The organism is Streptomyces sp. NPDC039430, from assembly GCF_055639435.1.
On sequence record NZ_JBVKAK010000012.1, the window covers coordinates 89,694 to 110,718 of the forward strand.

At 70.4% G+C, this 21,025-nt stretch carries 19 protein-coding genes; 10 read left to right on the forward strand and 9 right to left on the reverse strand.

The window, feature by feature from the left end; all coding sequences use genetic code 11:
• Nucleotides 1–199 precede the first annotated feature (199 nt).
• Nucleotides 200–1,579 (reverse strand): aspartate aminotransferase family protein, encoded by a 1,380-nt coding sequence (locus tag ACZ7LS_RS27170; protein WP_382517100.1) that lies wholly within the window; start codon nt 1,577–1,579, stop codon nt 200–202.
• Nucleotides 1,564–2,067 carry an Lrp/AsnC family transcriptional regulator gene (locus ACZ7LS_RS27175; protein ID WP_382517097.1) on the reverse strand — a complete coding sequence of 168 codons (504 nt, stop codon included), beginning with the start codon at nt 2,065–2,067 and terminating at the stop codon, nt 1,564–1,566. Before ACZ7LS_RS27175 ends, ACZ7LS_RS27170 begins: the two co-directional genes overlap by 16 nt.
• A gap of 193 nt (nt 2,068–2,260) precedes the next feature.
• On the opposite strand from ACZ7LS_RS27175, the gene ACZ7LS_RS27180 reads away from it, so the two are divergent.
• Both ACZ7LS_RS27180 and ACZ7LS_RS27185 read left to right on the forward strand, forming a co-directional pair.
• Nucleotides 2,261–3,700 carry a gamma-aminobutyraldehyde dehydrogenase gene (locus ACZ7LS_RS27180; protein WP_382517094.1) on the forward strand — a complete coding sequence of 480 codons (1,440 nt, stop codon included), beginning with the start codon at nt 2,261–2,263 and terminating at the stop codon, nt 3,698–3,700.
• A gap of 340 nt (nt 3,701–4,040) precedes the next feature.
• A complete protein-coding gene (locus tag ACZ7LS_RS27185) occupies nt 4,041–4,910 on the forward strand; it encodes an MIP/aquaporin family protein (RefSeq protein WP_382665030.1) in 870 nt (289 codons plus the stop codon).
• A gap of 77 nt (nt 4,911–4,987) precedes the next feature.
• On the opposite strand, the gene ACZ7LS_RS27190 is transcribed toward ACZ7LS_RS27185, so the two are convergent.
• From ACZ7LS_RS27190 to ACZ7LS_RS27215, 6 genes are all read right to left on the reverse strand, one after another.
• The gene (locus ACZ7LS_RS27190) at nt 4,988–6,202 is read right to left on the reverse strand and encodes a serine hydrolase domain-containing protein (RefSeq protein WP_385133420.1); all 1,215 of its coding nucleotides are present in this window, start codon (nt 6,200–6,202) and stop codon (nt 4,988–4,990) included.
• Between the two features lie 98 nt (nt 6,203–6,300).
• Nucleotides 6,301–7,011 (reverse strand): response regulator, encoded by a 711-nt coding sequence (locus tag ACZ7LS_RS27195; RefSeq protein WP_382517085.1) that lies wholly within the window; start codon nt 7,009–7,011, stop codon nt 6,301–6,303.
• The gene (locus ACZ7LS_RS27200; RefSeq protein WP_385133423.1) at nt 7,008–8,282 is read right to left on the reverse strand and encodes a sensor histidine kinase; all 1,275 of its coding nucleotides are present in this window, start codon (nt 8,280–8,282) and stop codon (nt 7,008–7,010) included. Before ACZ7LS_RS27200 ends, ACZ7LS_RS27195 begins: the two co-directional genes overlap by 4 nt.
• Nucleotide 8,283: 1 nt before the next feature.
• Nucleotides 8,284–9,099, reverse strand: coding sequence for an SAM-dependent methyltransferase (locus tag ACZ7LS_RS27205; protein ID WP_385133426.1), 816 nt, complete (start codon nt 9,097–9,099; stop codon nt 8,284–8,286).
• A 96-nt stretch (nt 9,100–9,195) separates the two neighbouring features.
• Complete coding sequence (locus ACZ7LS_RS27210; RefSeq protein ID WP_385133478.1) at nt 9,196–9,996, reverse strand: glycerophosphodiester phosphodiesterase; 801 nt, start codon at nt 9,994–9,996, stop codon at nt 9,196–9,198.
• A gap of 2 nt (nt 9,997–9,998) precedes the next feature.
• A complete protein-coding gene (locus ACZ7LS_RS27215) occupies nt 9,999–11,024 on the reverse strand; it encodes an adenosine deaminase (RefSeq protein WP_382517079.1) in 1,026 nt (341 codons plus the stop codon).
• Nucleotides 11,025–11,191: 167 nt separating this feature from the next.
• Between ACZ7LS_RS27215 and ACZ7LS_RS27220 the strand changes: the two genes are divergently transcribed.
• A complete protein-coding gene (locus ACZ7LS_RS27220) occupies nt 11,192–11,992 on the forward strand; it encodes a DUF4190 domain-containing protein (RefSeq protein ID WP_385133429.1) in 801 nt (266 codons plus the stop codon).
• Here the strand turns inward: ACZ7LS_RS27220 and ACZ7LS_RS27225 are convergent.
• The gene (locus ACZ7LS_RS27225) at nt 11,966–12,643 is read right to left on the reverse strand and encodes an NADAR family protein (RefSeq protein ID WP_385133432.1); all 678 of its coding nucleotides are present in this window, start codon (nt 12,641–12,643) and stop codon (nt 11,966–11,968) included. The two genes, ACZ7LS_RS27220 and ACZ7LS_RS27225, sit on opposite strands and share 27 nt — an antisense overlap.
• Nucleotides 12,644–12,867: 224 nt before the next feature.
• Here ACZ7LS_RS27225 and ACZ7LS_RS27230 point away from each other — a divergent pair, with 224 nt between their 5' ends.
• The 7 genes from ACZ7LS_RS27230 to ACZ7LS_RS27260 all read left to right on the forward strand — a co-directional run bounded on the left by ACZ7LS_RS27230 (nt 12,868) and on the right by ACZ7LS_RS27260 (nt 20,931).
• A complete protein-coding gene (locus ACZ7LS_RS27230; protein ID WP_385133435.1) occupies nt 12,868–14,388 on the forward strand; it encodes a gamma-aminobutyraldehyde dehydrogenase in 1,521 nt (506 codons plus the stop codon).
• Nucleotides 14,389–14,430: 42 nt separating this feature from the next.
• On the forward strand, nt 14,431–15,678 hold the full coding sequence (locus tag ACZ7LS_RS27235) for an ABC transporter substrate-binding protein (protein ID WP_382517070.1): 1,248 nt from the start codon (nt 14,431–14,433) through the stop codon (nt 15,676–15,678).
• Between the two features lie 75 nt (nt 15,679–15,753).
• On the forward strand, nt 15,754–16,938 hold the full coding sequence (locus ACZ7LS_RS27240; protein WP_382517068.1) for an ABC transporter ATP-binding protein: 1,185 nt from the start codon (nt 15,754–15,756) through the stop codon (nt 16,936–16,938).
• Nucleotides 16,935–17,867 carry an ABC transporter permease gene (locus ACZ7LS_RS27245; protein ID WP_385133439.1) on the forward strand — a complete coding sequence of 311 codons (933 nt, stop codon included), beginning with the start codon at nt 16,935–16,937 and terminating at the stop codon, nt 17,865–17,867. The genes ACZ7LS_RS27240 and ACZ7LS_RS27245 overlap by 4 nt, the downstream gene beginning before the upstream one ends.
• Nucleotides 17,867–18,664, forward strand: coding sequence for an ABC transporter permease (locus ACZ7LS_RS27250; protein WP_382517063.1), 798 nt, complete (start codon nt 17,867–17,869; stop codon nt 18,662–18,664). The genes ACZ7LS_RS27245 and ACZ7LS_RS27250 overlap by 1 nt, the downstream gene beginning before the upstream one ends.
• Before the next feature lie 129 nt (nt 18,665–18,793).
• Nucleotides 18,794–20,236 (forward strand): NAD(P)/FAD-dependent oxidoreductase, encoded by a 1,443-nt coding sequence (locus tag ACZ7LS_RS27255; RefSeq protein WP_382873108.1) that lies wholly within the window; start codon nt 18,794–18,796, stop codon nt 20,234–20,236.
• A gap of 206 nt (nt 20,237–20,442) precedes the next feature.
• The gene (locus ACZ7LS_RS27260) at nt 20,443–20,931 is read left to right on the forward strand and encodes a bifunctional DNA primase/polymerase (RefSeq protein WP_382517057.1); all 489 of its coding nucleotides are present in this window, start codon (nt 20,443–20,445) and stop codon (nt 20,929–20,931) included.
• Nucleotides 20,932–21,025: the final 94 nt, after the last annotated feature.

Genomic DNA, 21,025 nt, shown 5'->3' on the forward strand with positions numbered 1-21,025 from the left:
CCGGGGGAACGAAGGCGGCGACGATCGGTCACTGGGCACGGTAAGGATTCGGAGCCGGGAGTACGGACAGCACACGGCCCGGGTGCCGCCCTTCTCACTCGAAAGGCGGCACCCGGGCCGTCATGCGGGGGTGGGTTCCGTACGGTCGGTACGGAACCGGCCGGAGGTGTCCCGGGAAACGGGAGGGACACCGTCGGCGTCAGAGCTTGGTCCACGCCTCCGTCAGCACCGACCGCAGGATTCCCTCGATCTCGTTGAACGTCGACTGGTCGGAGATCAGCGGCGGCGCCAGCTGCACGACCGGGTCGCCGCGGTCGTCGGCACGGCAGTACAGGCCGTTCTCGTACAGCCCCTTGGAGAGGAAGCCGTACAGGACGCGCTCGGTCTCCTCGTCCGTGAACGTCTCCTTCGTGGCCTTGTCCTTCACCAGCTCGATGCCGTAGAAGAAGCCGTTGCCGCGCACGTCGCCGACGATCGGCAGGTCGTGCAGCTTGTTCAGCGTGTCGAAGAAGGCGGACTCGTTGTCCAGGACGTGCTGGTTGAGGCCCTCGCGCTCGAAGATGTCGAGGTTGGCGAGGCCGACCGCCGCCGAGACCGGGTGGCCGCCGAAGGTGTAGCCGTGCAGGAAAGTGTTGTCACCCTGGTAGAACGGCTCGGCGAGCCGGTCGGAGACGATGCACGCGCCGATCGGGGAGTAGCCCGAGGTCATGCCCTTGGCGCAGGTGATCATGTCCGGTACGTAGTCGAACTTGTCGCACGCGAACATCGTGCCGAGCCGGCCGAAGGCGCAGATGACCTCGTCGGAGACGAGCAGGACGTCGTACTGGTCGCAGATCTCGCGGACCCGCTGGAAGTATCCGGGCGGGGGCGGGAAACAGCCGCCCGCGTTCTGCACCGGCTCCAGGAAGACCGCCGCGACCGTGTCCGGACCCTCGAAGAGGATCTGCTGCTCGATCTGGTCGGCGGCCCAGCGGCCGAAGGCCTCGGGGTCGTCGCCGTGGAGCGGCGCGCGGTAGATGTTGGTGTTCGGCACCTTGTGCGCGCCCGGGACCAGCGGCTCGAACGGCGCCTTCAGGGCCGGCAGACCGGTGATGGACAGGGCTCCCTGCGGCGTGCCGTGATAGGCGACGGCGCGTGAGATGACCTTGTACTTGGTCGGCTTGCCGGTCAGCTTGAAGTACTGCTTGGCGAGCTTCCAGGCGGTCTCGACCGCCTCGCCGCCGCCCGTGGTGAAGAAGACCTTGTTGAGGTCGCCCGGCGCGTAGTGGGCGAGCCGCTCGGCCAGCTCGACGGCCTTGGGGTGCGCGTACGACCACACCGGGAAGAAGGCCAGCTCCTGCGCCTGCTTGTAGGCGGTCTCGGCCAGCTCGTGGCGGCCGTGCCCGGCGTTCACCACGAAGAGCCCCGAGAGACCGTCCAGGTAGCGCTTGCCCTGATCGTCGTAGATGTAGGTGCCCTCACCACGCACGATGGTGGGCACGGGTGCGTTCTCGTACGACGACATGCGGGTGAAGTGCATCCACAGGTGGTCGTACGCGGTTTTGGAGAGGTCCTTGCTCACGGCTATCGGGTTCCCCACATGTAGGTCTGCTTCTTCAGCTTGAGGTAGACGAAGCTCTCGGTGGAGCGCACGCCGGGGAGCGCGCGGATCCGCTTGTTGATGACGCCCAGCAGGTGGTCGTCGTCCTCGCAGACGATCTCCACCATCAGGTCGAACGAGCCCGCGGTCATCACCACGTACTCGCACTCGTCCATGGCCGACAGCGCGTCCGCGACGGGATCGAGATCGCCCTCGACATTGATGCCGACCATCGCCTGGCGCCGGAAGCCCACGGTGAGCGGGTCGGTGACGGCGACGATCTGCATCACGCCCTGGTCGAGCAGCTTCTGGACGCGCTGGCGCACGGCCGCCTCGGAGAGGCCGACGGCCTTGCCGATCGCGGCGTACGGACGCCGCCCGTCCTCCTGGAGCTGTTCGATGATCGCGAGGGACACGGCATCGATGGACGGCGACGATCCGTTCCCGGTCCTGGAGTCTGTCCTGGAGTCTGCGCTGCGACTGGCCACGCGCTTCACTGTGCACTGCGACTCGTCTGTCCCGCAACCCTGTATCGATGAAATTCGTTGTTGAGGCGATCGAATCTCACCGAATCCGAAGTTGTGGGGGGTCCGGCCTGTCGAAAGCGTCGACCGACCGATTAGGGTGGGTGTCTCACCCATCGGACATTCCGATACGTAACTTCCGACAGGAGGGGTGGCAGTGACCACCGAGCTGCGCCGGCTGCGTAACTACATCAACGGAGAGTTCCGGGACGCCGCGGACGGGCGGACCATCGACGTGGTCAACCCGGCCACGGGCGAGGTGTACGCCACCTCCCCGCTCTCGGGGCAGGCCGACGTCGACGCCGCCATGGAGGCAGCCGCGGCCGCCTTCCCGGCCTGGCGCGACACCACCCCGGCAGAACGCCAGAAGGTACTGCTCAGGATCGCGGACGCCTTCGAGGAGCGGGCGGAGGATCTGATCGCCGCCGAGTCCGAGAACACGGGCAAGCCGCTGGAGCTGACCCGTACCGAAGAGATCCCGCCGATGGTGGACCAGATCCGCTTCTTCGCGGGCGCCGCCCGGATGCTCGAAGGCCGCTCGGCCGGGGAGTACATGGAGGGGCTCACCTCCATCGTCCGCCGCGAGCCGGTCGGCGTCTGCGCGCAGGTCGCGCCGTGGAACTACCCGATGATGATGGCCGTGTGGAAGTTCGCGCCGGCCCTCGCCGCGGGCAACACCGTGGTGCTCAAGCCGTCGGACACCACCCCGGCCTCGACCACGCTGATGGCCGAGATCATCGGCGCGATCGTCCCCAAGGGCGTCTTCAACGTCATCTGCGGCGACCGCGACAGCGGCCGGGCGATGGTCGAGCACCCGATCCCGGCGATGGCCTCGATCACCGGTTCCGTACGGGCCGGCATCCAGGTCGCCGAGTCGGCGGCCAAGGACGTCAAGCGCGTCCACCTGGAGCTGGGCGGCAAGGCGCCGGTCGTCGTCTTCGAGGACGTCGACATCGCCAAGGCCGTCGAGGACATCGCGGTGGCGGGCTACTTCAACGCGGGCCAGGACTGTACGGCCGCCACCCGCGTCCTCGTCCACGAGTCGATCCACGACGAGTTCGTGACGGCGCTCGCGAAGGCCGCGGCCGACACGAAGACCGGCGCGGCGGACGACGAGGACGTGCTGTACGGCCCGCTCAACAACGCCAACCAGCTGAAGCAGGTCTCCGGCTTCATCGAGCGGCTGCCGGCCCACGCCAAGGTCGAGGCGGGCGGCCACCAGGTCGGCGACAAAGGCTACTTCTACGCCCCGACCGTCGTCTCCGGCCTCAAGCAGGACGACGAGATCATCCAGAACGAGGTCTTCGGCCCGGTCATCACCGTCCAGTCCTTCACGGACGAGGCGCAGGCGCTGGAGTACGCCAACGGCGTCGAGTTCGCGCTCGCCTCCTCGGTGTGGACCAAGGACCACGGCCGCGCGATGCGGATGTCGAAGTCCCTGGACTTCGGCTGTGTGTGGATCAACACCCACATTCCGCTGGTCGCGGAGATGCCGCACGGCGGCTTCAAGAAGTCCGGCTACGGCAAGGACCTCTCGGCGTACGGCTTCGACGACTACACGCGTATCAAGCACGTGATGACCTCGCTCGACGGCTGACCGGGCCGCCGGGGCGGGTTCCCGGCCGGGCGGAATTCCCGCCGGAAGGGCGGGCGGTGGACTTCTTGTCCACCGCCCGCCCTTTTCGTTCGCGCGCGGCGGAAAACCCTCACCCGAATGGCTCCCCCGCCTGTGTGACAGGCCCTCAGCTGTGCGCCGCACTCGCCGGGCGCATTCCGCCGGACGGTCCTACAGTCGCTTCTATCAAGGCCCGCTCGGGCCGTCCGATGGATGCGCGAAGGCTGTCCGAAGCAGGTCTGAAGCAGGAGGAGCGATGGCGACCACCAGTACGACCACCAGTACAAAGCGCCGGGGCTACCACGAAGGACTCAATGGCGAGCTGCTCGCGGAATTCCTGGGAACGTTCGTACTGATTCTGCTGGGCTGCGGATCGGTCGCCGTGGCCGTCGCCGGACTTCCTGGTTCGGGCCGCCAGACGGTCGCCTTCGGCGCCGCGAACTGGCTGATCATCTCGTGGGGCTGGGGTCTGGGCGTGGTCTTCGGGGTGTACGTCTCCGGAGGTATCAGCGGAGGGCATATCAACCCGGCCGTCACGCTCGCCTTCGCCGCGCGCCGCGGATTCCCCTGGAAAAAGGTCCTTCCGTACTGGGGCGCACAACTCCTGGGCGCCTTTCTCGCCGCCGCCCTGGTATTCGGCGCGTACAGCTGGGCCATCAACGATTTCAATGACAAGGCCGGAGTCGCCAGGGACGAGTCTCTCTCCACCTTCTCGATTTTCGCCACCTTCCCGGCCGAATACTTCGGCAATTCCTGGTGGGGTCCCCTGCTGGACCAGCTCATCGGGACCGCGATTCTCCTGATCCTGGTCTGCGCGCTCATCGACACGCGCAACAGCGGGCCCTTGTCCAATCTCGCACCGTTCCTGATCGGTCTGGTCGTCTTCGCGATCGGTCTGAGCATCGGGACGAACGCCGGATACGCGATCAACCCCGCACGCGACTTCGGTCCGCGGCTGTGGACGTACATCGTGGGCTGGGGGGACATCGCGCTGCCGGGCAGCTTCCAGTGGTTCAGCGGCTACTTCTGGATCCCGATCGTCGGACCGCTGGTCGGGGGGCTCATCGGGGTCTTCGTCTACGACCTGTTCATCGGGAAGGTGCTGACGGCCCGCGCCAAGGAGGTGCCGCCGGAGACGCTCAGGGCCGAGGACCCGGGTCCGTCGCGGGAGGACCCGGGCGCCGACCTGTGAGGCCATCGGTCTGAGAGGCGGCGGGCCGGCGCGGGCGCGGCTCCGCGCGGGCGCGGCTCTCCCCGTGCGCGGAGGGCCTACGCGGGCGGGGCCTGCTCCTCGGACGGCGCGCCGAACGTGGCGACCATCAGCTTCAGCGCGGTCGGATTCATGTCCCTGCCCTTCGCGTCCGTCGCGTTGACGCTGTACACCAGGGTCCGGGAGAGATCCCGGGTGGCGGCGACCGCCGTGTTGTAGCCCCATCGTCCGCCCGTCTTGCCCCACACCTGACGGCCCCCGAGCGTCGCCACCGACAGACCGGCGCTGTACGCGGCGGGGTCGCCGGACTCATGGTCGCGCACGGACGGGTCCGGCAGGGTGAACATCTCCGCCAGCTGCGGCTCCGGCACCACCCGGCCCCGGAACAGGGCCTGGAGGAACCGTTCGAGATCGGCGGTGGTGGAGATGACGTCGCCCGCCGCCCAGGCGTCCGTGGCCCCCCACGCCGTCACATCGCGCAGTTCGGAGCCCTCGTCGGAGCCGTCGCCGGGCCGGGAGAAGGACTGATAGCCGTGGTTGTGCGGCCCCTTGATACGCGGATCGTCGCCGGGGAAGTACGTGTCGCGCAGCCCGAGCGGTGCCAGCACACGGCGGTGGACCTCGGCGGCGTACCGGCCGCCCGTGACCCGCTCGATCAGCAGCCCCAGCACGGTGTAGTTGATGTTGAGGTAGTGCTGCGCCTCCCCGGGCGCGAACTCCCGCTCCCGCGCGGTCGCCGACGCGACCATGTCCCGCGGGTCGTGGCGGTCGAAGCGGTGGGCGTACGACTCCTCGACGGTGCTCCAGGGCAGCTCGGCCGCCGGGATTCCGCTGGTGTGGTCGAGCAACTGCCTTACGGTCACCGCGCCGTACGCCGCCGGGATCAGCGCCGGCAGATAGGACCTGGCCGGGCGGTCGAGGTCCACCTTCCGCTCGGCGGCGAGCTGGAGCACCACGGCGGCGGTGAACACCTTGGTCACCGAACCGGCCCGGAAGCGGCCGTCCTCGTCGGCGGGCCGGCCGCCGCGCAGATCGTGGACGCCCGCGCCGCCGCGCCAACTGCCGTCATCGCCGCCGACCCTGACCAGCGCGGCGGTCGCGTCGGCGCGGGGCAGACCGGCGAGCGCGGACCGCAGCGCCTCGGCGTCGGGGGCGGTTCCGTACGTGTCGCTGTGCGGAGCCGCCGTGGCGAGGGCGGCCGGGGCCGCGGGTCCCGCCGCGAGCCCCAGAACGAGGGCGGCGGCCAGGGCGGCGGTGCGTGTGCGGGCAGGCATCTCTGGGTCTCCAGGCGCGAGGCGGGTGGTGCCGACCCGTCCCATCCTGCTGAGCGCGGCGGTCCGGCGGATCGCCTGAGCGAGCGGTCCTCGCGGTCTCAATCCCTCGCCGGTACGGGGGAGCCGGGCACGCCGTCTCCTCCGTGGGGAGGATGCCCGGCGGTGACCAGACCGGTCTCGTACGCGCAGATGACCGCCTGGACGCGATCGCGCAGACCGAGCTTCGCCAGTACGTGTCCCACATGCGTCTTGACGGTGTGTTCGCTGACGGTGAGCGCCGCCGCGATCTCCGCGTTGGACAGACCGCGGGCCAGCTGCAGCAGCGTCTCGCGCTCCCTGGCGGTGAGGACACCGAGCCGCGCGGCACCCGCCGCCGCGGGCCTCGGCGGCTGCCGGGTGTACTCCTCGATGAGCCGGCGGGCCACCGACGGGGCGAGCAGGGAGTCCCCGGCCGCCACCACCCGTACCGCGTGCACCAGATCGTCGCGCCTGACGTCCTTGAGCAGGAACCCGCTCGCCCCCGCGTGCAGGGCCTCGTACACATACTCGTCGGAGTCGAAGGTGGTGAGCATGACCGCGCGGCAGCCGGTCGCGTCCGTGATGGCGCGGCACGCCTCGATCCCGTCCATCACGGGCATCCGGATGTCGAGAAGCGCCACCTCGGGGCGGTGGCGGCGCACCTCCTCGACCGCACGCGCGCCGTCGCCCGCCTCGGCGACCACCTCGATGCCGGGCTGCGCGTCCAGGATCATCGAGAACCCGCTGCGCACCAGCTCCTGGTCGTCGGCCACCACCACACGGATCGTCAACTCCCCACCTCCGCACGGGAGTGTACGAACGGAAGCCGTACGGCGAGCCGGAAGCCCACTCCTCCGGGGCCCGGTCCGGTCCTGGCCGTTCCGCCGTGGAGTGCGGCGCGTTCCCGGATGCCGGCCAGCCCATGACCGGGGACGGCGCCGGGGGCAGAGCCGGTGGGGCCGCGGCCGTCGTCGGTGACCGTGATCTCCAGGGCGTCGGGCCCGTACTCCAGCCGTACGCGGACGGAGCGCGCGGCGGCATGCCTGACCACATTCGTCAGCGCCTCCTGGACGACGCGGTAGACGGTCGCCTCCGTGTCGAGCGACAGCGGGCGGGGCAGGCCCTCCGTCACGCAGTCGATGGCGAGGCCGCCCGCGGCGACCCGTTCGACGAGCCCGGGGAGCCCGGCCAGGGAGGGCTGGGGCCGGCGCGGCGACCGCGCGGCGGCTCCGGCGTCCTCGGGGATCGTATGGTCCTCGCCGCTCTCCGTGTTCGCGCCGTGCTCCGCGGTCTCGCGGAGCACGCCCAGCATCCTGCGCAGCTGGACCATCGCGTCCCGGCCGGTCTCCGAGATGGCCTCGAAGGCCGCCTCGGCACGCTCGGGCGCGGTGCGTACGGCGACCGGGCCCGCCTCCGCCTGCACCACCATGACGCTGACCGCGTGCGACAGGATGTCGTGCATCTCCCGCGCGATCCGGGCCCGTTCACGCGCTGTCGCCTGCTCGGCCTCGATACGGTTCGCCCGCTCCAGCTGAGCCGCCCGGTCCTCGACCGCCGCCGTATAGGCCCGACGGGTGTGGGTCAGCCGGCCGAACGCGTACGCCGCGCCGAACACGAAGAGCGAGAACAGCAGCTCCCTCGCCTCCCCGGAGTTCAACGCGACCCCCGGCGGGACCAGCGCGAAGGTCACTACGGCAGCGGGGACTCGGCGGCGGGCGGGAGACAGCGCGGCGACGGTGTAGAGCGCCATCAGACTGGTATACGGCAGCGGCTGGCCGGGACCGTCGAGCGTGAACCTGTAGACGACCTGGGCCGCCAGCACGGCCAGCAGTACGGTCACGGGCGCCCTGCGCCGCCAGACCAGCGGCAGCACGGCCAGCGTGGTCAGACCGTACGACGGCCAGTCGGCGGGCGGCAGTTCCGGCCCGCGCGGCACGACGAACGGAATGGTCACCGCGGCCTGGATGAGCAGAGCCACCCCGAGGTCGACGGCCCACGCACCTGCGCCGGACGCCGCTCCGCCGCCCGCGCCCGCCCCTTCGCTCCCCCCTGTTCGCAGCACGTCAGGGCTTACGGGCCACCACGCCGAACTGGGCCACGTCCGCCGCGCCGTCGTCCCGGCGGGGGTCGGGACGCCAGCGCGCGCAGGAGACGATGCCGGGATCGAGCAGCTCCAGACCGGCCACGAAGGACTCGATGTCCGTCCGGCCGCGGGCGGTGATCGGCGGAGTCGCGTTCTCGTTCCAGAACCGCATGGCCTCGGCGTTGCCCTCGCCGCCCAGCTCCAGCGTGGGGTGGGTCAGTACCAGATAGCTGCCGGAGGGTACGGCGGCCAGCAGCTTCCGTACGATCGACCGCGCCTCGTCCGTGTCGAGGACGAAGTTCAGGATGCCGAGCAGTATGACCGCGACCGGCCGCCGCAGGTCGAGCGTCGGCTCGACGCCGGCCAGGATCGCGTCCGGGTCATGGGCGTCCGCGTCGAGGTACTCGGTGACGCCCGCCGCCGAACCTGTCAGCAGCGCGCGGGCGTGCGCCAGCACGATCGGGTCGTTGTCGACGTAGACGATCCGGGACTCGGGCGCGATCCGCTGCGCCACCTCGTGGGTGTTGTCGACGGTGGGCAGGCCCGTGCCGATGTCCAGGAACTGCCGTACGCCCAGGTCCTCGGTGAGATGCCGGACCGCCCGGCCGAGGAACGCCCGGTCCGCGCGCGCCACTTCCCCGATGCTCGGGTACATGCCGGTGATCCGGTCGCCGACCGCGCGGTCCACCAGATAATTGTCCTTTCCGCCCAACCAGTAGTTCCAGACCCGTGCGTTGTGGGCGATGTCGGAGCGGATGCGCCCCGTCGCGCGTGGCTTGTCGTGGTCGTCGGACACATCCGCTCCTCTGCTCCTGTCACGCCCGCCGTGATCACGGGAAGGACCGTCGGTCACGGCGGGCGGCTCGTCATGCCCGACCGTATGCCCGGGGGCTCAGGAACGACGAGTGTCCAGCAGCGCGGCCAGGACACCGATCCGGTTGGTGGTGACGGAGTCGACGCCGTGCGCGATCAGCCGGCGCATGCTGCGCCGGGTGTCCACGGTCCAGGCGGAGACCAGCAGGCCGGCCCGGTGGTCGCGGTCGGCCAGCTCCCGGCTGACCAGTCCGAACCGGTAGTTGAGCCAGCGTGGCCGCACCGCCGCGAGCAGGGCCGGACGCGGAGGCGCGAGCGTCGTCCACGTCATGGCGATCTCGGCGCGCGCGTCGGCGGCGCGGACGGCGAGCATCGCGCTCGGGCCCGCGCAGTAGTACACGCGCTCGGCGGCGCCGCAGTCACGCACCGTGCCGATGATCGTACGTACCGACTCCTCGGTCGCGCCGGGAAGATCCACCATGAAACGCGTCCCGTCCGTGACCGCGTCGCCTGCGTTGCCCGCGTCGCCAGCGTTTCCGCTGCCCGCGCTTCCGCCGGGCGCCCCGTCCGGGTCCGCCGCCGTGAGCGCCTCGCGCAGCGTCGGGACGCCGCCGTCCGTCAGCGCGCGCAGCTCCTCGTACGTCAGCTCCGCCAGCCGCCGGTCATGGCCCCAGAGCCGCTTCAGCGTGGAGTCGTGCAGCAGCACGGGCACGCCGTCACGGGTGAGCCTGACATCGATCTCGACCGCGTCCGCGCCCCGCAGCCGCGCGGAGCGCACGGACGGGAGGGTGTTCTCCCGTACGCGGTAGGGGTCACCGCGGTGGCCGACGGCGACGACGGTCCGCGCGGCGGTGTCCCGGTCCGTCCGGTCGCCGGCCATCGTCAGCGCGCGAGCCACTGGGCGGTGTACGCGTCGATCTCGGCGGTGAGCCGCTTCTTGCCGTCCGTGTCGAGGAACGAGGCCTCGACACCGTTCTTCGCGAGATCCGCGAGACCGCGCTCGTCCAGGCCCAGCAGCCGGGCGGCCACCCCGAACTCCTGGTTGAGGTCCGTGCCGAACATCGGCGGGTCGTCGCTGTTGACCGTCACCAGCACCCCGGCCGCGACCATCTCCTTGATCGGGTGCTCGTCGAGATCGAGGACGGCGCGGGTGGCGATGTTGGAGGTCGGGCACACCTCCAGCGGGACGCGGTGCTCGGCGAGGTACGCGAGCAGCTCCGGGTCCTGGACGGCGCTCGTGCCATGGCCGATGCGCTCCGCGCCCAGGTCGCGCAGGGCGTCCCAGATCGTCCCCGGACCCGTTGTCTCACCGGCGTGCGGCACGGAGTGCAGGCCCGCGGCGATCGCGCGGTCGAAGTACGGCTTGAACTGCGGCCGGGGCACGCCGATCTCGGGGCCGCCGAGACCGAAGGCGATCAGTCCCTCGGGCCGCAGGTCCACCGCGAGCCTGGCGGTCTCCTCGGCCGCGGGCAGCCCGGCCTCGCCGGGAATGTCGAAGCACCAGCGCAGCACGACCCCGAACTCGGCCTCGGCGCTCTTCCTGGCGTCCTCGATCGCCTCCATGAAGCCCTGCTCCGGGATGCCCCGGCTGGTCGAGCTGTACGGGGTGACCGTCAGCTCGGCGTAGCGGATGTTCTGGCGGGCCATGTCACGGGCGACCTCGAAGGTCAGCAGCCGGACGTCCTCGGGTGTGCGGATCAGATCGACGACGGAGAGATAGACGTCGATGAAGTGCGCGAAGTCCGTGAAGGTGAAGTAGTCGACGAGCGCCTCGGGGTCGGTGGGCACCTTCGAGTCCGCGTGCCGGGCGGCCAGTTCGGCCACGATGCGGGGCGACGCCGATCCGACATGGTGCACATGCAGTTCGGCCTTGGGCAGCCCCGCGATGAAGGGGTGCAGATCGGTCATCGGGGTCCTCCGGATGCTGGGGCGGGTGCCGAGAGGGAACGGCCGTGGGCAGGGACGGGACGTCCGTACCCTGCCTTGGGCCGCTCGGGTCAGGGATCATCGTAGGCCGGGCCGTTTCCGGGTGGACCGGAGGCCGTAGCATGACGGAATTACGATGGGGGAGGCCCATGTCAGACAAGAGCGAGCAGCCGCCGGGCGGCTACGAGCCGGGTGATCCGTGGGCTCCGCCCGAGCAGCGGATTCCGCTGGACAACCCGGCGCCGCTGCCGCCGCCGCCGATATCGCCCGACCTCCCGGGACAGCAGCAGTCGGCAGGGGCCGCCCAGCACCCACAGCACCCACAGCCCCCGCAGCCTTCGGCGGGGTCGATCCACAACCAGCCGACGATCATGGACACGCCGGCCGGAGGGTCCGGGTTCGGCGCCGTGCCCCCGCCGCCCACCGCTCCCGGGGGACCCGCCCAGCCCGCCCCCGGTCCCTACGGCTACCCGGGCGCCTCGCCCGGCCAGCACCCCGCCGCTCCGTACGGCGCCGGCGCGGGACCGGGGCAGGCCCCGGGCTATGGCTATCCCGGCTACCCCGCCGCCCAGCCGTATCCGGGCATGCCGGGGTACGGCCAGCCCGGCTGGCAGCCCCCGGCGAACGGGATGGGCGTCGCCGCGATGGTGCTCGGCATCCTGTCCGTCTGCCTGTTCTGTCTCTACGGCATCGGCGGCATCGTCCTCGGCGTACTCGCGCTGATCTTCGGCATCGTCGGCAGGAAGAGGGTGCGGCGGGGCCAGGCAACCAACGAAGGCCAGGCCCGCGCCGGTGTCATCCTCGGGTCGATCGGTATCGCCCTCGGCGTCATCTTCCTCGGCTTCATCATCTGGGGCATCACCCAGGCGATCAACGAGGAACGGAACAACGACTACGACAGCACCTACGACGACTACAGCACCTCACTGGTCGTCGACGTCACCCGCTAGACCCGGAGACCCGGCAGAGCCAGGGGCCGCGGCGACGGACCCAGTCCCAGCCCCGGTCCCCGTACTGGCCCCGGTTCCGGTACTGGCCCCGGTCCTGAGCCGCTCGCGCGCCTCCATCAGCGCCACGCCCAGCAGATTCAGCCCGCGCCAGCGCGCGGGGTCGCGCGCCCGCTCGTCGTCCGAGGCCAGCCCGATGCCCCAGATCCGGTCCATCGGGCTGGCCTCCACGAGTATCCGGTCGCCCGTGGCCAGCAGAAATCCGCGCAGCGCGGCATCCTGCCCGAACTTGTGGACGCTGCCCTCCACGACGATGCCGAGGCGCTCGCGCTCCCAGACGGCCTCGTCGAAATCGCGCACCAGCCGCCCCGCCTTCTTGGCGAGCGCGGGATTCGACGCCTCCAGAACGGCGCGCTCGGCCCGCTCGTCCCCGAAGAGCCGCGCCTTGCCCGCCATCATCCAGTGCTCGGCCGTCGCGTACTCCACCCCGTCCGCCGTGAACGGCGACGGCCACCACTGACTGAGACAGCTCGCGCCGAGCGTGCCGTCCCGGCGCGGTGCGTGCCCCCAGAAGAGCAGGTACTTCTCACGCTTCGGGTGTCCCGGGTGTCCCGGGTATCCCGGGTGTCCCGAGCGCTCCGCATTCGTCCTCATGCATGCGAGTCTGGCAGCCACCACTGACATTCCGTCCGCCGATCACCACGCTGACGCGACACATGGTCGACCGATTCCGTCGCGTAACCAAAAGGCAACAACGGAATCCCTTGTTGAGGTGGCAGTGCTCTGTCAGGATCGGCACTCAATTGAAGCCGGAACAACAGCCGGAACAACAGCCGGGACAACAGTTGACCAACCAGCCGGACCATCGGGAGAGCGTCATGGCCAACCGCTTCCAGGTGCGGGACCGCTTCGCGGACGGTGCGCAGTTCATCGGCGGGCGGCCGCGTCCGGGCACCTCGGGACGTACGCACGCCGTCGTGAACCCGGCGACCGGCGAGGAGTTGTACGCGTACGAACTGGCGGGGCCCGCCGATGTCGACGCCGCCGTCGCCGCCGCGCGGGAGGCGTTCCCCGGCTGGTCGGGCACCACCCCGGGGGAGCGTTCCGACGCCCTGCACCGGTTCGCGGCCGTCCTCGCCGAACAGGCCGACGACTTCGCGTACGCCGAATCGCTCCAGTGCGGCAAACCGATCAAGCTGTCCACCGAGTTCGATGTCCCCGGCACCATCGACAACACCGCCTTCTTCGCGGGCGCCGCACGCCATCTCCAGGGCGCCTCCGCCGGTGAGTACAGCGCCGATCACACCTCGTACGTACGCCGCGAGCCGATCGGCGTCGTCGGCTCCATCGCGCCCTGGAACTACCCGCTCCAGATGGCCGCCTGGAAGATCCTCCCGGCCGTCGCCGCGGGCAACACCATCGTGCTCAAGCCCGCCGAGATCACCCCCTTCACCTCGCTGATGTTCGCGCGGGCCGCCCAGCGGGCCGGACTGCCCGACGGCGTGATCAACATCGTCAGCGGCGCCGGGCCCGACGCAGGGGAACGTCTCGTCGGCCACCCCGATGTCGTGATGACCTCCTTCACCGGCTCCACCGCCGTCGGCAGGCGCGTCGCCGAGATCGCCACCGCCACCGTCACACGCCTCCATCTCGAACTCGGCGGCAAGGCGCCCTTCCTGGTGTTCGACGACGCCGACCTGGAAGCCGCCGCCCACGGCGCGGTCGCCGGTTCCCTCATCAACGGCGGCCAGGACTGCACGGCCGCCACCCGCGCCTATGTGCAGCGGCCGCTGTACGACGCCTTCGTCGGCGCCGTCGCCGACCTGATGGAGACCGTACGCATCGGCGACCCCTTCGATCAGGCCACCGACCTCGGCCCGCTGATCTCGCACACCCACCGCGACCGGGTGGCCGGCTTCGTCGACCGGGCCCGCGGCCACGCCCGGATCGTCACCGGCGGCGAGGCGCCCGGCGGCGCCTGGAAGGACGGCGCGTACTACCGGCCCACCCTCGTCGCGGACGCCGCCCAGGACAGCGAGATCGTCCAGTCCGAGATCTTCGGCCCGGTCCTGGTCGTCCTGCCCTTCGACTCCGACGACGAGGGCATCCGGCTCGCCAACGACACCCCGTACGGCCTGGCCGCCTCCGCCTGGACCCGCGACGTCCACCGCGCCGGCCGGGCCACCCGCGAGATCAAGGCCGGCTGCGTCTGGGTCAACGACCACATCCCGATCATCAGCGAGATGCCGCACGGCGGATACAAGGCCAGCGGGTTCGGCAAGGACATGTCGGCGTACTCCTTCGAGGAGTACACGCAGGTCAAGCATGTGATGTACGACAACACCGCGGTGGCCAGGAAGGACTGGCACCGCACGATCTTCGGGGACCGCCCCCAGTGACCGTCCGCCCGCAGTGACCACCCACCCGAAAGGGCACAGCGCATGGAGCAGTACGAGCCCGACCGTCTCTCCGGGGCCCAACTGGCCGCGATGCGGCGCAGCCTGACCAGCGGCAGGGGTGCCCTCACCCGCCGCTCCATGCTGCGCGCCACCGGTGTCGGCGCGCTCACGATCGGCGGGCTCGCCGGTCTGAGCGGCTGCGGGATCCCGCCGGCCAAGCGGGAGGGCGACGGCCCCGCGTCCACCGACCACTCGGCCGAAGAGAAGCGGGTCGTCTTCTCCAACTGGACCGAGTACATGGACGTCAGCGAGGACGAGAAGCACTACCCGACGCTGGAGGCGTTCACCAAGCGCACCGGCATCGGCGTCAAGTACACCGCGGACATCAACGACAACGTCGAGTTCTTCGGCAAGATCCAGCCGCAGCTGGCGGCCGGCCAGGACACCGGCCGTGACCTCATATGCGTCACCGACTGGCTCGCCGCCCGCATGATCAGGCTCGGTTACGCGCAGAAGCTCGACCCCGCCCAGCTGCCCCACGCGTTCGCGAACCTCTCCGACCAGTTCCGCTCACCCGACTGGGACCCGGGCCGCGCCCACAGCTACCCCTGGACGGGCATCCCCACCGTCATCGCCTACAACGCGAAGGCCACCGGCGGACGCACGGTCGACTCCGTCTCCCAGCTGCTCGACGACCCGCGGCTCAAGGGGCGGGTCTCCTTCCTCTCCGAGATGCGCGACTCCATCGGAATGACCCTGCTCGATCTGGGCAAGGACCCGGGCAGCTTCACCGATGACGACTTCGACGCCGCCGTCGCCCGTATCCAGAAGGCCGTCGACAAGAAGCAGATCCGCCGCTTCACCGGCAACGACTACACCGCCGACCTCGACAAGGGCGATATCGCCGCCTGCGTCGCCTGGGCCGGGGACATCGTCCAGCTCCAGAACGACAACCCGGACATCAAGTTCACCATCCCCCGCAGCGGCTACATCATCTCCAGCGACAATCTCCTGGTCCCGGCCAAGGCGCGGCACAAAACCAACGCCGAGAAGCTCATCGACCACTACTACCGGCCGCCGGTCGCCGCCCAGCTCGCCGCGTACATCAACTACGTCTGCCCGGTCGACGGGGTGCGCGCCGAACTCACGAAGATCGACAAGTCGATGGCCGACAACACACTGATCCTCCCGGACGCGGCGATGGCCGCCGCCTCGCACGCCTTCCGCTCCCTCAGCGCCGAGGAAGAGACAGCGTACGAGCAGAAGTTCGCCAAGCTCATCGGCGCCTGACGCCGTACCTCCCCCATCGCCGGGGACGGCCTGGTCTCAGCCCGTCCACCTCTCTCATCCCCGGGACCGTTACCCATGACAGAGACTGCATCCACCAGCCGGGGCGGCGGCGACGTCCGCCTGTCCGGGATCAGCAAGACGTACGGATCCTTCCGCGCCGTCCAGCCGCTCGATCTCACCGTGCCGCAGGGCTCCTTCTTCGCCCTCCTCGGCGCGTCGGGATGCGGCAAGACCACCACCCTGCGGATGATCGCGGGCCTGGAGGAGCCGACCACCGGCACGGTCTTCCTGGGCGACAAGGACGTCACCGGCCTGCCCCCGTACAAGCGGCCGGTCAACACCGTCTTCCAGAGCTACGCGCTCTTCCCGCACCTGGACATCTACGAGAACGTCGCCTTCGGACTGCGCCGCCGCGGCATCACGTCCGTACGCCGGCAGGTCGGCGCGATGCTCGATCTCGTCCAGCTCGGCGACTTCGCCAAGCGCAAGCCGCACCAGCTCTCCGGCGGCCAGCAGCAGCGGGTCGCCGTCGCCCGCGCCCTGATCAACCACCCGCAGGTGCTGCTGCTCGACGAACCGCTCGGCGCCCTCGACCTCAAGCTGCGCCGCCAGATGCAGCTGGAGCTGAAGCGCATCCAGACCGAGGTCGGCATCACCTTCATCCATGTCACCCACGACCAGGAGGAGGCCATGACGATGGCCGACACGGTCGCGGTGATGAACGGAGGCGTGGTCGAGCAACTGGGCAGCCCCGCCGACCTCTACGAGAACCCGGACACCACCTTTGTCGCCAACTTCCTCGGCACCTCCAACCTCATCGAGGCCGAGGTCGCCGAGAACCACGGCGACGACGTGGTGGTCACGGCGGGCGGCGCCACACTGCGGCTGCCCGCGGGACGCTGCTCCGCCCCGACCGCGCGTGGCGGCAGGCTGCTGGTCGGCATCCGGCCCGAGAAGATCTCGCTGGCACACGCGGACGACGCGGCCACCGTCCCCGACGGCCGCAACCGCATCACCGGACGGATCGCCGACTCCAGCTTCATCGGGGTCTCCACCCAGTATGTGATCGACAGCCCGGTCTGTCCCGAGTTCGAGGTGTACGCGCAGAACATCGAGCGGGACAGCCGGCTCGCCCCCGGCGCCGAGGTGGTCCTGCACTGGAACCCGGCGCACAGCTTCGGTCTGGACGCCGCCCAGTCCCCGCTCGCCGGGACAGTGGGCGCCGCGGGCATCGAGACGGTGGACGGGGAGGTCTCGTGACGCTCACCGAGGCGCCTACCGCCGCGCCCGCCACCCCGCCCGAACTCCCGGTACGCAAGGCGTCCAGGCGCAAACGGCTCGTCCCGTACTGGCTGCTGCTGCCCGGCATCCTCTGGCTGCTGGTCTTCTTCGCGCTGCCGATGGTCTACCAGGCCTCGACGTCCGTACAGACCGGCTCCCTGGAGAAGGGCTTCGAGGTCACCTGGCACTTCCAGACCTACTGGGACGCGCTCCAGGAGTACTACCCGCAGTTCGTCCGCTCCCTGCTGTACGCCGGCACGGCCACGATCCTGTGTCTGCTGCTCGGCTACCCGCTCGCGTATCTCATCGCCTTCAAGGCCGGACGGTGGCGCAATCTGCTGCTGGTCCTCGTCATCGCCCCGTTCTTCACCAGCTTCCTGATCCGTACGCTCGCCTGGAAGACGATCCTCGCCGACGGCGGCACGGTCGTCGGCGTCCTGGACTCCCTGCACGTGCTGGACGTGACCAGCTGGCTCGGCTGGACCGAGGGCGACCGTGTGCTCGCCACCCCCATGGCCGTGGTCTGCGGACTCACCTACAACTTCCTGCCCTTCATGATCCTGCCGCTCTACACCTCGCTGGAGCGCATCGACGGGCGGCTGCACGAGGCCGCGGGCGATCTGTACGCCACGCCGCTGACCACGTTCCGGAAGGTGACCTTCCCGCTCTCCCTGCCCGGGGTCGTCTCCGGCACCCTGCTCACCTTCATCCCGGCGAGCGGCGACTACGTCAACGCCGAACTGCTCGGCTCCACCGACACGAAGATGGTGGGCAGCGTCATCCAGACGCAGTTCCTGCGGGTCCTGGACTATCCGACGGCCGCCGCGCTCTCGTTCATCCTCATGGCGATCGTCCTGCTGATGGTCACCTTCTACATCCGCCGAGCAGGGACGGAGGACCTGGTCTGATGCGCTGGCTCCGACGCAACATCGTCGTCATCGCGGGCGTGCTGACGCTCGGCTATCTGGTCGTGCCCAACATCGTCGTGATGGTCTTCTCCTTCAACAAGCCGAACGGGCGCTTCAACTACTCCTGGCAGCGGTTCTCGCTGGACGCCTGGAAGGATCCGTGCGGAGTCGCCGACCTGTGCGGCTCGCTGACGCTCTCGCTCCAGATCGCCGCCTGGGCGACGCTCGGTGCCACCGTCCTCGGCACGATGATCGCGTTCGCGCTGGTCCGCTACCGCTTCCGGGCGCGCGGCTCGATCAATTCCCTGATCTTCCTGCCGATGGCGATGCCCGAGGTCGTGATGGCCGCCTCGCTGCTGACGCTCTTCCTCAACCTGGGCGCGCAGCTCGGCTTCTGGACCGTGCTCATCGCGCACATCATGTTCTGCCTCAGCTTCGTGGTCACCGCCGTCAAGGCCCGCGTCATGTCGATGGACCCGCGGCTGGAGGAGGCGGCGCGGGATCTCTACGCGGGGCCCGTGCAGACCTTCGTACGGGTCACGCTGCCGATCGCCGCCCCCGGGATCGCGGCCGGCGCCCTGCTCGCCTTCGCGCTCTCGTTCGACGACTTCATCATCACCAACTTCAACGCCGGCTCGACCGTGACCTTCCCCATGTTCGTCTGGGGCTCCGCCCAGCGCGGCACGCCGGTGCAGATCAATGTCATCGGGACGGCGATGTTCGTCATCGCCGTACTGCTGGTGGTCGGCGGCCAGCTGATCAGCAACCGGCGGAAGAAGACCGCCGCCACGACCTGAGCGGATCTCACCGCCCCCGGTCACCGCCCCCCCCGGTCACCGCCCCCCCGGTCACCGCCCCCCCCGGTCACCGTCCCTCGGTCACCGTCCCCGGAAGAATCCAGAAGGATCCAGAAGGAGTGGGAAGCCATGGCCCCAAGCGCCATGCGTACCGCAGGCGCGGCGCTCGCCGCCGCATCGCTCTCCGACGCCCGGCCGGTCCCATACTGGCTGGACGATCCCGGCAGGCCGGGGGCCCTGCCGGCCCTCACCGGCGACGAACACTGCGACCTGCTCGTCATCGGCGGCGGCTACAGCGGGCTGTGGACCGCGCTGCTCGCCAAGGAACGCGATCCGGACCGCGACGTCGTGCTGATCGAGGGACGCGAGGTGGGCTGGGCCGCATCCGGCCGCAACGGCGGCTTCTGCGCCGCCTCCCTCACCCACGGCTTCGGCAACGGGCTCGCGCGCTGGCCGGGTGAGCTGCGGAAACTGGAGGAGCTGGGCGAGCGCAATCTCGACGCCATCGAGGCGGCCGTCGCCCGCTACGCCATCGACTGCTCCTTCGAGCGCACCGGCGAGATCGATGTCGCCACCGAGCCGTACCAGCTCGACGACCTCCACGAGCTGTACGCGGAGGCCAGGCGCCTCGGCCGCACGGGTCTGGAACTTCTCGACCGGGACGCGGTGCGCGCCGAGGTCGACTCGCCGACGTTCCTCGGCGGGCTGTGGGACCGGCGCGGCGTCGCCATGCTGCACCCGGCCAAGCTCGCCTGGGGCCTCAAGCGCGCCTGCGAGGACCTCGGGGTACGCGTCTACGAGAACACCCGCGGGCTGGAGCTGGCGCGTACCAGGCCCGGAGCCGGAGCCGGGATGGCCGTCCGTACGCCGTACGGGCGGGTCTTCGCGCGCTCGGTCGCGCTCGGCACCAACGTGTTCCCCTCGCTGGTCCGACGCGTGCGTCCGTACACCGTCCCGGTCTACGACTACGCGCTGATGACCGAGCCGCTGACCGAGGCACAGCGCGCCGCGATCGGCTGGCGGAACCGCCAGGGGCTCGGCGACAGCGCCAACCAGTTCCACTACTTCCGGATCACCGACGACCACCGCGTCCTGTGGGGCGGTTACGACGCGGTCTATCCGTACGGCGGGCGGCTCGACCCGGCGCTCGACCACCGCCCGGAGACCTATCTCAAGCTCGCCACCCACTTCTTCCGCTGTTTCCCGCAGCTGGCGGGGGTGCGCTTCAGCCATGCCTGGGGCGGTGCCATCGACACCTGTTCGCGCTTCTCGGCCTTCTTCGGCACGGCGTACGACGGCCGGGTCGCGTACGCCGCCGGCTACACCGGACTCGGTGTCGGGGCGACCCGCTTCGGCGGAGAGGTGATGCTCGATCTCCTGGCGGGCGAACGCACCGAGCGCACCGCGCTGGAGATGGTCAGGAGCAAGCCGCTGCCCTTCCCGCCCGAACCGGCCGCGTGGGCCGGGATCGGTCTCACGAAATGGTCGCTCGCCCGCGCGGACGCCCGGGGCGGACAGCGCAATCTGTGGCTGCGGACCATGGACCGGCTGGGGCTGGGCTTCGACAGCTGAGCCGCTGAGCCGCGCCGCCGAAGGCTGTGATCCGGATCCGCGCGCCTGCTGATCCGGGTCCGTGGGACCTCGTGCTCCGGATCCCGCAGGCCCTGTGATCCAGATCACCGCAAGATCACCGGCCGAACCCGCGTCATCGACCGGCACCCCCCGTGTCTCCTCCTTGTGGACAGATTGTCCAACAATACGGAGGGGAGGCCGGGCAGATGACCGGCTCAGGGGCGAACAACGCGGTGGAGTGGCTGATTTCGGTGGCACCGGATCCCGAGGCCTGCCGGCGGGAGTGGGAGCGCAACCCCCTGGGGGTGGCTCTCCTGCCCGCGGGCAGGCGCTGGGACGTGCTGATCCTCCCCGGTGAACTCGGCTATCCGACCCTCGACGTGCTGACCAGGCTCGTCGACCGGCCGGGGCCGGTGCTCGCCGACTTCGGCGACGCGCGGATGGGGTTCTTCGTGCCGCCGGGCACGGTCGCGCGCTGGCTCGGTACGGGCGTACGCGGCGCCGGCTCCGGTACCTGGATCGTGGTGCCGTACCCGGGGCGGACGAGCGGCGGCATGCGCTGGCTGATCCCGCCGGACGGCTCGGGCACGCTCACCGACGCGTCACTGCTGGAACTGGCCATGCACGAGGCGGCGGCGAACCTCGCGGCGGGAGACCGGGACGGGGACGGGGGTGGGGAGGGCGGCGCCGCGTGACGTGGGGGGCGGGGGGCGGGGGAGTGGGGGAAGGGGCGTGAGCCGGGGAGCGGGGGAAGCGGCGTGAGCGGGGGAGCGGCGGCGGTTCCGGGGC